General features: G+C 75.5%; 8 protein-coding genes. 7 read left to right on the top strand and 1 reads right to left on the bottom strand.

The features are described from left to right. The 3 genes from ACFYPJ_RS01845 (at position 1) to ACFYPJ_RS01835 (ending at position 4,198) form a co-directional block, all read left to right on the top strand. The gene (locus tag ACFYPJ_RS01845) at positions 1-1,380 is read left to right on the top strand and encodes a PP2C family serine/threonine-protein phosphatase (RefSeq protein WP_389008885.1); all 1,380 of its coding nucleotides are present in this window, start codon (positions 1-3) and stop codon (positions 1,378-1,380) included. Between the two features lie 112 nt (positions 1,381-1,492). Further along, complete coding sequence (locus tag ACFYPJ_RS01840; RefSeq protein WP_389008882.1) at positions 1,493-2,839, top strand: VWA domain-containing protein; 1,347 nt, start codon at positions 1,493-1,495, stop codon at positions 2,837-2,839. A gap of 48 nt (positions 2,840-2,887) precedes the next feature. Beyond that, positions 2,888-4,198, top strand: a complete 1,311-nt coding sequence (locus tag ACFYPJ_RS01835) for an FHA domain-containing protein (RefSeq protein ID WP_389008879.1) — start codon at positions 2,888-2,890, stop codon at positions 4,196-4,198. A gap of 3 nt (positions 4,199-4,201) precedes the next feature. Here the strand turns inward: ACFYPJ_RS01835 and ACFYPJ_RS01830 are convergent, their stop codons facing one another. Continuing rightward, positions 4,202-5,197: a methyltransferase domain-containing protein gene (locus ACFYPJ_RS01830; protein ID WP_389008876.1), complete on the bottom strand. Its 996-nt coding sequence runs from the start codon at positions 5,195-5,197 to the stop codon at positions 4,202-4,204. A 101-nt stretch (positions 5,198-5,298) separates the two neighbouring features. Here ACFYPJ_RS01830 and ACFYPJ_RS01825 point away from each other — a divergent pair, with 101 nt between their 5' ends. The 4 genes from ACFYPJ_RS01825 to ACFYPJ_RS01810 all read left to right on the top strand — a co-directional run bounded on the left by ACFYPJ_RS01825 (position 5,299) and on the right by ACFYPJ_RS01810 (position 12,912). After that, a complete protein-coding gene (locus ACFYPJ_RS01825) occupies positions 5,299-5,712 on the top strand; it encodes a globin (protein ID WP_389008873.1) in 414 nt (137 codons plus the stop codon). Between the two features lie 154 nt (positions 5,713-5,866). After that, entirely contained in the window at positions 5,867-9,166 is a 3,300-nt protein-coding gene (locus ACFYPJ_RS01820) for an FtsX-like permease family protein (protein ID WP_389008870.1), read from the top strand. A gap of 1 nt (position 9,167) precedes the next feature. Continuing rightward, positions 9,168-11,921 (top strand): FtsX-like permease family protein, encoded by a 2,754-nt coding sequence (locus ACFYPJ_RS01815; RefSeq protein ID WP_389008868.1) that lies wholly within the window; start codon positions 9,168-9,170, stop codon positions 11,919-11,921. Positions 11,922-11,955: 34 nt separating this feature from the next. Continuing rightward, positions 11,956-12,912, top strand: coding sequence for an ABC transporter ATP-binding protein (locus tag ACFYPJ_RS01810; RefSeq protein WP_389008867.1), 957 nt, complete (start codon positions 11,956-11,958; stop codon positions 12,910-12,912). Positions 12,913-12,934 lie beyond the last annotated feature (22 nt).

Below are 12,934 nucleotides of genomic sequence, written 5' to 3'. Positions count from 1 at the left end.
ATGTCGCAGATGCCCCAGCAGGCCGCACCGTCGAAGTGCCCGAGCTGCGCGGAGCCGTATGAGCCGACCGACCGTTTCTGCGGTGCGTGCGGCTATGACCTTTCGGCGGTGCCCGCCCCGCCGCAGGACCACCCGACGCTCACCATGAGCGGCTCGGGCCAGACCGCCGCGGGCGACGGCGTGGCCTGGCCCCTCGCCCCCGGAACGGACAGCTCCGGCCAGCCCGCGGCGGTGCATCTGCCGACGGACCTCCCGGGCACCGACTCGGGCGGTTCCCCGCTGCCGGCACCGGAGCAGGCAGCGGCCGATGAATGCCCGGCGCCGGGAGTGCGGTTCGACCGGCCGCGGGAGCCCGAGGAGTATCCGCTCCAGGCACCCGATCCGCGGGTGGCCGCGGAGTCCGCGGAGTCCGCCGGGTACGCGGGACCCGTCGCGCCCGCCGGATCCGTCGCGCCCGCGGAGGGCGCGCAGGTGTGCGTGGCCTGCCGGGCGGGCCGGGTCGACGACGACGGCTACTGCGAGAACTGCGGGCACGCCCAGCCGCGCGAACGCGATCACATGGAGCGGGAGTCGGGGCCGGTCGCCGCGGTCAGCGACCGCGGGCTGCGCCATCACCGCAACGAGGACGCCTTCTGCGTCGGCCACACCGCGCTGCCCGACGGCACGCCCACGATGGTCGCGGTCGTCTGCGACGGCGTGTCCTCGGCGACCCGGCCCGACGAGGCCTCGCTCGCCGCCTCGCAGGCGGCCGGTGAGACGCTGCTGGCCGCCCTGCCGCGCGGCACGCATCCGCAGCAGGCCATGCACGACGCGATCGTCGCCGCCTCGCACGCCGTCAACGCGCTGGCGGACGAGCCGGTGAGCGCCCGCGAGCACAGCCCGCACCAGAACGCCCCGGCCTGCACCATCGTCGGCGCGGTGGTCACCCCGGGGCTGCTGGTCGTCGGCTGGGTCGGCGACAGCCGCGTCTACTGGGTGCCGGTGGACCGCACCGCGCCGCCCGCCCGGCTCACCGAGGACGACTCGTGGGCCGCGCAGATGGTCGCGGCGGGCCTGATGAACGAGGCGGAGGCGTACGCCGACGAGCGCGCTCACGCGATCACCGGCTGGCTCGGCGCGGACGCCTACGAACTGGAGCCGCACACCGCCGCCTTCAAACCCGACCGCCCGGGCGTGGTCCTGGTGTGCACGGACGGCCTGTGGAACTACGCGGAGACGGCAGAGGAGATGTCCGAGGCCACGCCCCCGGACGCCGCCGTGCGCCCCCTGCACACCGCGCGCGTCCTGGTCGGCCACGCCCTGGACGGAGGGGGCCACGACAACGTAACAGTGGCCGTGCTGCCGTTCCCGGCCCCGCCTCAGGGGGCAGGATCGGCCTGAGGGGCCGCACGGCACGGGGAGGCCCCGGCGGGCCACGGGGACGGTCCGCAGCACTTGAGCAGCCGCCCACGATGCCCGTGGGACCAGGGGGAACAGGGGGAGCAGAGTAGGCATGGCCAACTTCTCGAAGTCCAACGTGCCGCAGTTCTCGGTCGACGTGTACCAGAACGAGTACCTGCCGCAGGACGGCCGCGAGGTGAACGCGATCGTCACCGTGACGGCGACCGGCGGCGGCACCGTCGGAAGCGCGGTCTCGGCGCCGCACCTGTACTCGCCCGGGCAGGGGCCGTCCGCCGCGGTGGCCCTGATGGTCGACTGCTCGGGCTCGATGGACTACCCGCCGACCAAGATGCGCAACGCCCGCGACGCCACGGCTGCCGCGATCGACGCCCTGCGCGACGGAGTGCACTTCGCGGTGATCGGCGGCACCCATGTCGCCAAGGAGGTCTACCCGGGCGGCGGCCGGCTCGCCGTCGCCGACGCCACCACCCGCGACCTGGCCAAGCAGGCGCTGCGCCGGCTGAGCGCGGGCGGCGGCACGGCCATCGGCACCTGGCTGCGGCTCGCCGACCGGCTGCTGTCCACGGCGGACGTCGCCATCCGGCACGGCATCCTGCTCACGGACGGCCGCAACGAGCACGAGACGCCGCAGGACCTGACGGCCGCCCTCGACTCCTGTGCCGGACGTTTCACCTGTGACGCACGGGGTGTCGGCACGGATTGGGAAGTGAAAGAAGTCACAGCGGTCGCCTCGGCGCTGCTCGGCAGCGCGGACATCGTCGCCGATCCGGCGGGGCTCGGCGCCGACTTCACGCGGATGATGGAGACGGCGATGGGCAAGGAGGTCGCGGACGTCGCCCTGAGGGTGTGGACACCGGTGGGTACGGCCATCCGCTTCGTCAAGCAAGTTGCCCCGACGGTCGGGGAGTTGACCGACCGCCGCACCGAGGCGGGCCCGCGCGCCGGGGACTACCCCACCGGCTCCTGGGGCGACGAGTCCCGGGACTACCACCTCTGCATCGAGGTCCCGTCCGCGGCCATCGGCCAGGAGATGCTGGCCGCCCGCGTCTCGCTGGTCATCCCGCAACCCGAGGGCAGCGCACAGAACTTGGGCGCCCAGGGTCTGGTACGGGCGGTGTGGACGGACGACATGGCCGCGTCGACCTCGATCAACCCGCAGGTCGCGCACTACACCGGTCAAGCAGAACTTGCACAAGTCATCCAACAGGGTCTCGATCTCCGCAAAGCGGGCGATATCGATGGTGCAACGGCGAAACTGGGCCGGGCCGTTCAGCTCGCCGGCACCTCCGGGAACGCGGATACTGCGAAACTGCTTGCGAAGGTGGTGGACGTGGTCGACGCGGCGACGGGTACTGTGCGACTGAAGGCGAGGGTCGAGGAGGCCGACGAGATGACCCTCGAAACCCGGTCCACGAAGACCGTCCGTGTAAAGAAGTGACGTAGCAGGAGTTCACGAGAACCCTGGCAGAGAGGGGGACGCACCGACATGCCGACCTGCCCGAACGGACACCAGTCGGGTTCCGACGACTGGTGCGAGGTCTGCGGTCACCGCATGGCCGGTGCCGTACCTCCGCCCCCGCCGCCGCCGACGGTCGGCGGGTACGGGTTCCCGCCGGCCGCGCCGGGCGCTCCCGGGCGTCCGCACCTCGCCGCCGTACCGGACGCGGAGCCGGAGCTGTGCCCGCAGTGCCGCACGCCCCGCGAGGGCGGGGCGCCGTTCTGCGAGGAGTGCCGGTGGAACTTCCTCACCAACACGGCCACCTCGTACACGCCGGCCGCCCCGCGCCCGCCCGCGCCGCCGCCCCGCTTCCAGCCGCCCGGCCAGTCCTTCGGCGCGGGCGACTCCTACGAGTACCAGGGCTCCCGCCCGTCGCAGATGAACCGGCCCGCCGAGCCGATCCCGCCGGGCCCGCCGTTCGGCAGCGAGCCGTCGGGGCCGACGCCGTTCGGCCCCGGTCCCGGCACCCCCGGTCCCGGCGGCCCGGCGGGCTTCGGCCCAGGTCAGGGCCCGGGTGGTCCCGGCCAGGGTCCCGGTGGCTACGGCGGCCCCTCCGGTCCGCCCGTGCCCCCCGCGTCCGGTCCCGCCTTCCCGGCCGGTCCCGCCTTCCCGGCCGGCCCGGGTCAGCCCACCGGGCCCGGCGCTCCCACCGGTCCCGCCGCCGGCCCTCCGCACGGCTTCGCGCAGCCCGCACCGCCCGCGCCGCCCGGCTTCCCGCAGGAGACCGGACGTCCGCCGGTCGGAGGCGGCGACGACTGGGTGATCTCACCGCCGTCGTCGACCGCCCCGCCCGGGGCGGGCGCTCCCGGCCCGGGCGCCGGTTACGGCTATCCGCAGACCGGTTCCCCGCAGGCCCCGCCCCGGCCCGGCTTCCCGCAGGCCCCGCAGCAGCCGACGACGTGGATGGCGACCATCGGCCCGGACCGCGACTACTTCCTGGCGATGATGCAGCGCTCGGGCCCCGAGGCCGCGGGCCTGAACCTGCCCGCGTACTCGCCCGAGCAGCAGCGCGCCCTCACCGGCAACCAGATCACCATCGGCCGCCGCCGTCACTCCACCGGCGACACCCCCGACATCGACCTGGCGGTGCCGCCGGAGGACCCGGGCGTCTCGCACCAGCACGCGGTCCTGGTCCAGCAGCCGGACGGCAACTGGGCGGTCGTCGACCAGAACTCGACGAACGGGACCACGGTCAACGGCTCCGAGGACCCGATCCAGCCCTTCGTGCCGGTGCCGCTCCAGGACGGTGACCGGGTGCACGTGGGGGCGTGGACGACCATCACGATCCGGCGCGGCTGACGGTCAGCCCGGCAGGGGCCACACATAGGGCCCCTCCGGGTCGTCCAGCCACGCCCAGGCGCTGTCGCCGCGGACCGTGATCCCGTAGCGCTCGCGGCCCGGCATGCCCTCGCGCCGCCACATCGCGAAGGACTCCTGCGGATCGAGGCTGCCGCGGCCGAGCGTCAGCAGGAACCGGAACAGTTCGTTGTCGCGGTCCCGGTGCGGGATCCCGCTCAGCGGCACCGGTTCCGGCGCGGGCCGGTCCGCGCCGCGCAGCGGCACGAAGTAGGCGGGGGTGGCCAGGAAGTGGCCCTCGGCGTGCAGGGCGTCGCGCACCGTCAACGCGATCAGACCGTCCGCGAAGGGCGTGAGGATCCGCCCGCCGGGGCGGCACTGGGCGAGCCAGGCGCGCGGGATCGAGGGCAGTGCACAGGTCGCGATGATCCGGTCGAAGGGGGCGCGGCCGGGCACGCCGCGCGTTCCGTCGCCGGTGACCACGACCGGGTGGTGTCCGGCGGCGGCCAGCTGCCGCCGGGCCGACTCGGTGATCTCCGGTTCCAGATCGATGGTGGTGACCAGGTCGTCGTCGCCGAGCCGGTGGGCGAGCAGCCCCGCGTTGTAGCCGGTGCCCGCCCCGATCTCCAGCACCCGGTGGCCGTCCGCCACGCGCAGCGCGACGAGCATCGCCGCCATCAGCGAGGGCTGGCTGCTGGAGGAGATCAGTTGCCCGCCGCGCACCCGGGTGGCCAGGGGTGCGTCCTCGTAGATGCCGTACAGCCAGCGCTCGCGGGCGCGCGGGTCCGGGCTCTCGCCCCACCGGCGCTCGTAGCCGCCCCGGACGGCGACGAAGTAGTACGGCACGAACAGGTGCCGGGGCACCGCGGTGAACGCCTCCCGCCACACCGGCTCGCCGGCCCAGACCCCGCACGCGTCGATCGCGCGCACCAGGGCCGCCAGCGCCGAGCCGGCCTGCTCGGCGAGATCCCGGTCACCCCGCCCCGGTGCGTGCACGCCCATATGTCCACTGTGCGGCGGCGGGCGGCGGGAGGCGAGGCCCGGCGGCAGGTTCCGGACGGCTGGTCCTAGGTCCGGGGTCCTGGGTCGCGGGGTCTGAGAGCATGGAGGGCGTGAAAGAGATTCGGCGCGGCACGCTTCAGGAGCAGACCTTCTACGAGCAGGTCGGCGGGGAGGAGACCTTCCGCCGGCTGGTGCACCGTTTCTACGAGGGGGTCGCGGAGGACCCGCTCCTGCGGCCGATGTACCCGGAGGAGGACCTGGGCCCCGCCGAGGAGCGGCTGACCCTCTTCCTCATCCAGTACTGGGGCGGCCCGACCACCTACAGCCAGCACCGCGGCCATCCCCGGCTGCGGATGCGGCACGTCCCCTTCACCGTGGACCGGGCGGCGCACGACGCCTGGCTGAAACACATGCGGACGGCCGTCGACGAGCTGGAGCTGTCCGCGGAGCACGAGCGCACGCTGTGGGACTACCTGACGTACGCGGCGGCGTCGATGGTCAACGCCCCGGGCTGATCCGCCCGGTGGGACGTACGGATTCCGGTCACCCTGCACCAGAATTCGATCACAATCCGGTCAAGCCCCGTTCACAAACGCTTACCCTGGCCGGAAGCCTCTGACAGCATCGCCGGAGTTCTGCAAGTTCCGGACAATACGGGGGCGGGGGCCAGTGACGGGGTTCGTCGTTCTGCGCGCGCGGGCACACCGCCTGCTGCTCGCCGCCGCACTGCTCACGGTGCTGCTCACCACGGCGGTGCTGGCGACCCTCACCGCCTACTCCGGCGCGATCGGCAACGCCGCCCTGCGCCACTCCCTGAACGACCCCCGCAACGCGGCCGACAGCGCGCTGGTCGTCAAGGCCGACGTCCCGGCGCGGCAGCGGACGGCCGCCGACGCGACCGTACGGCAGGCGGCCCGCCGGACCTTCGACGGGCTGCCGGTCACGGTACGGACCCTGGTCCGCTCGGGTCCGTACGCGCTGCCCCGCTCCCTGCAGCCCCCGGCCGCCCGCTCCGGCGACCCGGACCTCACCTATGTCGCGGCGCTGGACCGCGCGCAGGTCCGTCTGGTCTCCGGGCGGCTCCCGCGGTCGTCCGCCGGGGAGACCGAGGTGGCCCTGCCCCGCACCACGGCCCGGCTCCTCGATCTGCACGCGGGCGACCGGCTCACCCTCACCGACCGGCTCGGCGGCCCGGCCGCCCACGTCCGCGTCACCGGGTTCTACCAGCCGGTCACCGCCACCGCGCCCTACTGGCAGCTGGACGACCTGCTCGGCCGCGGCGTCAAGAAGGCCGGCTTCACGACGTACGGACCGCTGCTCGCCGACCCCGCCGTCCTCGCCGGGCCCACGGTGAGCGCCGGGCCGTCCGCCTGGCTGGCCACGGCCGACTTCACCGCGCTGACGACGGGCCGGACCGACGCGCTGCGCACAGCGGCCCGCGGCGGCAGCGCGGCGCTGCGCGGTCCGCACGGGCTGACCGGTGTGACGGTCGCCAGCACCGCGCTGCCCGCCGCCCTCGACCGCATCGACCGCTCCCTGCTCGTCTCCCGGTCGACGCTGCTGATCGTCGCCCTGCAACTGGTACTGCTCGCCGGTTACGCGCTGCTCCTCGTGGCGCGGCTGCTGAGCACCGAACGCGCGGGCGAGACCCGGCTGCTGCGGGCCCGCGGCGGCTCCCGCGCCCGGCTCGCGGGCCTCGCCGCCGCGGAGGCCCTGCTGCTCGCGCTGCCCGCGGCGGTCGGTGCGCCGCTGCTGGCCGGCCCGCTCACCCGGCTGCTCGCCGGGCAGGGCGCGCTGGCCAGGATCGGGCTGCACCTGGACGTCCCGGCCGGCGGCAGCACCGGCGTGTGGCTGGTGGCGGCGGGCGTGGCACTGGGCTGCGCGCTCGCGGTGACCGCGCCCGCGCTGACGAACGGCGGTGACGGCGGTGACGGCGCCCGGACCGGCGCGCAGTCCCCGGGCCGGGGTGCGGCCACGACCCGCCGCGGAGCGCTGCCCGGCCCGGTGCGGGCCGGTGCGGACCTCGGGCTGCTGGCGGTCGCCGGGGTGGCCTACTGGCAGTTGAGCCGGCACACCTCCGGCGCGGTCGGCACCGACGCCTCCGGCGGCCTCGGCATCGATCCGCTGCTGGTCGCGGCGCCCGCGCTGGCCCTGCTGGCCGGCACGGTGCTGACGCTGCGGCTGCTGCCACCGGTGGCGCGGCTCGCGGAGCGCCGCGCGGTGGCCGGGCGGGGACTGCCGACGGCACTGGCGGGCTGGCAGTTCAGCCGCCGTCCGATGCGCGGCGCCGGCCCGGTGCTGCTGCTGGTCCTCGCCATCGCGCTGGGCATGCTGGCGATCGGGCAGGGCGCCTCCTGGAACCGCTCGCAGGACGACCAGGCCGACTTCCGGGCCGGGGCGCCGGTGCGCGTCCTCGGCGCCGGGGACGGCGCGCTCGGCCGCACCGAGACCTACGCCCGCCTCCCGCACGTCAAGGAGGCCGCCCCCGCCGTACGCACCGAGCAGCCGCTGTCCGGGAACCGGACGGCGACCGTGCTGGCCCTGGACACGGCGCGCGCGGCGGACACGGTACTGATGCGCGAGGACCTCGCGGCCGAGCCGGTCCGCCCGCTGCTGTCCAAAATGGCCTCCGAGGCCCCGCCCGCCGGCGCCCGGATACCCGCGCACACCACCCGGCTGCGCCTGGGCGCCACCGTCCGCAGCTCCGCGGGCCCGGGTATCACGATGGACGTGACGGGGACCCTCGTGGACCAGTACGGCGTCCCCTACCGGGTGCCGTTCGGCCCACTGCCCGCCGACGGACGCCCGCACACCCTGGCCGTCGACCTCGCCGCGGCCCCCGGCCGGATCACCCTCACCGGGCTCCAGCTCGACCTGGTCCAGCCCGCCGGACAGGCCGAACAGCACCACCTCGCCCTGTCCGGACTGACCGCCACCGGCGCCGACGGGCGGTCCCGGCAGGTGTCCCTGCCGGCCGGCTGGCAGGCCGCGGTGAGCACCGGAGGGACCGCCGCCACCAGCGGTGCGGCCGTCCCGTCCCGCCCGCGGGTGACCTCCACCGCACCGCTGACCGTCGACTACAGCACCGGCTTCACCCCCGACAAGGACATCTGGACGATCGCCACTTCCACGATCCGGATCCAGGTGGCGCAGCCCACGGCTCCCGAGGTCACCGCCCTCGCGACCGACCGGTTCCTCGCCTCGGCGGGGGCCCGGGCGGGACAGCGCGTGGAGGTGACGCTCGGCGGCCAGAGCCTGCCGGTGCGGATCGTACGGTCCGTGCGGGCGCTGCCCACCACGGCCGACCCGGACAGCTCCGGCGAGCAGGACGGCGGGGCGCTCCTGATCGATCTGCGGTCCGTGAACCGGACGTTGCAGGAGCGGTACGGCGAGAGCGTCACGCCCACCGAGTGGTGGCTGCGGACCGCGCCGGGCGACGCCGCCGCGGTGGCCGCCGCGGTGCGTTCGCTGCCGGACGTCGATCCGGGACAGGTCGTGGTGCGCGACGAGATCGCCGCCGGGCTGCGCGACGATCCGTTCGGCGCGGGACCGGAGGCCGCGTTCGCGGCGGCCGCCGTGGTGGCCGCCGCGCTCGCCGCGGTCGGCTTCGCGGTGAGCGCCGCCGGATCCCTGCGGGAGCGGGGCGCCGAGTTCGCGGTGCTGCGCGCGCTGGGCGCCCCGCGCCGGCAACTGGCCCGGACGATCGCCGCCGAGCAGGCCGTCCTGGTGGCCCTGGCCCTGGTGGTGGGCGTCGCCCTGGGCACCGTACTGACCCGGGCCGTCCTCCCGTTGATCGTGCTGACCGCTGAGGCCACCCGGCCGGTACCGGCCCTGTCGGTCGAACTGCCGCCGGAACGGGTGGCAGCACTGCTGGCCGCGGTCGCCGCGCTGCCGCTGCTCGTCACGGCGGCGCTGGCCCTGCGCCGCACGGACCCGGCGACGTCGCTGCGGGACCAGGGAGGTGAGTGAGATGAACTCCGGGACGAGGAAGGGCAACCCGCCCGTGGCCGCCCCGTGGGTGCGTACCCGGTTGCGGACCGCGCCCCTCGCCGCGCTCGCGCTCGCGCTGCTGGTCGCCGTGACCGCGTGCCTGTCCGCCGCGCTGCCCCGCGCCGTCGACCGGTACGAGAACGCGGGCCTGCTGAACGCCGTCCTGCGGGCCCACCCCGACCGCACCACCGTGCAGATCACCGCACCGCAGTCCGACTTCGGGCTGTCCCCGCAGGACCAGGCCGCGGCCCTGCTGCCCGACCCGCTGCGCGGTCAGCAGGAGAGGCTGCTCGCCACCGTCCCCGGGCCGCTGGCCGTCGACCGCACGCAGTCGGCGTACGGTGTGACCTTCGCCAAGAGCCTCGAAGTGCCCGACCCCTGGATACCGCGCCCGAGCGGCCTGCCGGCCCAGATGATCCTGGTCGCGCAGAGCGGCGTCGCCGAGCACGCGGCGGTGCGCGAGGGCCGGCTGCCGCGCACGTCCGCCGCCGTGGACGAGAAAACCCCCGAGGTGGAGGCCGCAGTCACCGCCGACACGGCCAAGAGCCTGCACATCAAGGTGGGTTCGGTCGTCCACGTCCCCGCGGTGGCCCGGGCTCCGCTCGCGGTCCGGGTCACCGGCATCCTCGATCCACGCGCGCCCGCGAACGCCTACTGGTCGACCCGGCCCCTGCTGCGCACCCCGGACCTGGTCACGGTGCCCGACCCGGGCCCCGACCGCGAGAAGTACTGGCTCGGCGCCCTGTTGCTGGCCCCCGAAGCCGCCCCCGCCCTCCTGCCCACCGACGGGAACCCGGTCCGCTACTGGAACCTGCCGCCCGACCGCAGCCACCTCCACGCGAGCGACCTCGACCGGCTGAAGTCCGCCGTCGCCGCCCTGGAGTCCGGCCCCGGCCTCCAGCAGGCCCGTGCCCTGACCGACCCCGGCGCGGAGACCAGCACCGGCCTCGACGATGTCCTGCTCTCCTTCTCCCAGTTGCGCGCGGGCATCGCGCCGCTGGTCGCCGTCGCCGTCTTCGGCACGGCGACGGTCGTCGCCGTCGTCCTCCTCATGGCGGGGGCGCTGGCCGCCGACCGGCGCCGGGCCGAGGCCGCCCTGCTGCGGGCGCGCGGCGCCTCCCTGGCCGGTCTCGCCGGGCGGCTGTGCGCCGAGACGGCGACGGTCGCCGTACCGGCGGGCGCGCTCGGCCTCGCCGCGGCGCTTCTCCTGGTCCCCGAGGGCCGCACCCGGTACGCCGTCGCCGCCGCTCTCGCGGTCACCGCCTGCGCCTGCGCCGCGCTCCCGGTGCGGGCCGCGCTCGCTCACCGGTCCGTACGCGTCACCGGCCCGCGCGCGGACGTGGTGACGGCACGTCCCTCCCGGCGGCGCACGGTCGCCGAACTGACCCTGCTCGTCCTGGCCGTGGCAGCGGTGGAGTCCCTGCGCAGGCGGGGGACGTCGAGCGGGGCCTCGGGCGATCAACTGGTGTCGGTCGCACCGGTGCTGGTCGGTGTGATCGCGGCGCTGGTGCTGGTCCGGTTCCTCCCGTTCCTGCTGCGCCGGCTGGCGCGTCCGGCCGGGCTGCTGCGCGGCGCGGTGGGCTTCCTGTCCCTGGCCCGCGCGGGCCGTACCTCGGTCTCGGCCGTGCTGCCCCTGCTGGCGCTGCTGACCGCGCTCACCACGGCGGCGTTCGGCGGCTCCGTGCTGGCGGGGGTGGCCGAGGCCCGCGACCAGGCCGCCCTGCGGTCCATCGGCGCGGACGCCCGCGTGGACACCGAGGGCCCGCTGCCCTCGGACCTCGCCGGCCGGGTCCGGAAGCTGCCCGGGGTGCGTGAGGTCGCCGCGCTGAGCATCGGCTACGACGCGAAACCGCGGGAGGAACAGACCCCGGTGCCGCTGGTGGGTGTGGACCCCGCCGGATACGGCGCGCTGGCGGCCCGTACGGGCCTCGGCGCCTTCGACGCCGGGCAGTTGCGGCGGGCCGCGTCCGGTGGTCCGCTGCCCGCGCTGGCGTCGCCGTCCGTCGCGCAGGCGTACGGCACCCGGCGGCCCTTCCCGGTACGGCTGGCGGACGGCAGCACGGTCAGCGTCCGGATCACCGTCGTACGGGACCGTACACCGGCCCTGACCGGCAACACCTTCCTCGTGGTGGACCGCGCGGGCCTCACCGCCGAAGCGGCCCGTCCGACGGCCCTGCTGGTGACGGGCGACCACCTCGACGCGAGGGCGCTGAGCCGGGCGGCGGGCCCGTCGGCGGGCGTGCGCGTCCGCGCCGAGGAACGCGCCCGGTACGCCGACTCGCCGCTCCAGTCGGGTGCCGAGCACGTCTACACGGCGGCGGTGGCGGCCGGCGCCGGGTACGCCGTACTGGCCCTGCTCCTCGCTCTGTTGCGCGCCGCACCCGAACGCGCCGCGCTCCTGGCGCGGCTGCGCACCATGGGGCTCACCCGGTCCCAGGCCCGCCGCCTCCTGGTCCTCGAATCGCTGCCCCAGGCCCTGCTGGCCGCGGCCGGCGGCGCGCTGACCGGCTGGGCGGCGATCCGGCTCCTGTCCCCCGGCATCGACCTGACCGCCATCGCCCTGCCCTCGGCCGCGGCGCCGGGCGGCGGAGCCGGACTGCACACGGACCCGCTGTCGCTGGCGGCCCCGTCGGTCGCCGTGCTGCTGACGGCGGTCGGGGTGGCCGGGGTGCAGGCGTGGTGGACCGGCAGGCGGGGGTCGGTGCGAGAACTCCGGGCAGGGGATGCGCGATGAGCCATACCGGCCTGTCAACCGTGCGGGAGGACCGATGACCACCAACCCCACCCTCAGCGAGCTGGCGAACCGGGTCACCGAGGCCCGCAACCGCCCGGCCTTCGGCCATGACGCCCTGATCACCTGCGATCGCCTCGTCCGGATCTTCTCCACCGACGGCGTCGAGGTCCAGGCGCTGCAGGGCCTGGACCTCCTGGTCCGTGAGGGCGAGCTGATGGCGCTGGTCGGCGCCTCCGGCAGCGGCAAGTCCACGCTGATGAACATCCTCGCCGGGCTGGACACCCCCACCGCGGGTGCGGCCCGGGTCGCCGGCCGTGACCTGCTCACCATGACCGCCAAAGACCGGCTCGCCTACCGCCGGGAGATCGTCGGATTCGTCTGGCAGCAGACCTCCCGCAATCTGCTGCCCTATCTGACCGCCGCCCAGAACGTCGCGCTCCCGCTGAGCCTGTCCGGCACCCGCTCGCGCCGCCGGGTCCGCGCCGAACGCGCCCTGGAACTGCTGGAGCTGCTGGAGGTCGCCGACTGCCGCGACCGCCGTCCGCAGCAGATGTCCGGCGGCCAGCAGCAGCGCGTCGCCATCGCGGTGGCCCTCGCCAACTCACCCGCGGTCCTGCTCGCCGACGAACCCACCGGCGAACTCGACTCCCACACCGCGGCACAGGTCTTCGAGGCGTTCCGCACCGCGAACGAACGCCTGGGCACCACCATCGTCATCGTCACCCACGACCAGGCGGTGGCCGACGAGGTCCGCCGCACGGTCGCCATCCGGGACGGCCGCACCTCCACGGAGGTCCTGCGCCGCAGCGAGATCGACGCGGCCACCGGCCACGAGACGGTGGTGGCCCGCGAGTACGCCATGCTCGACCGGGCCGGCCGCCTCCAGTTGCCCGCCGAGTACACGCAGGCCCTGGGCATGCGGGACCGGGTCGCCCTGGAACTGGAACAGGACCACATCGGCGTGTGGCCCGACGACAGCCAGGACGGGTGAGGGCGCGGTCGGGTCAGCTGGG

The sequence above is a fragment of the Streptomyces sp. NPDC006012 genome, assembly GCF_042871185.1.
GTDB lineage: Bacteria > Actinomycetota > Actinomycetes > Streptomycetales > Streptomycetaceae > Streptomyces.
Note: the sequence above shows the minus strand (reverse complement) of the source record. Positions and strands in the feature narration are given on the sequence as shown.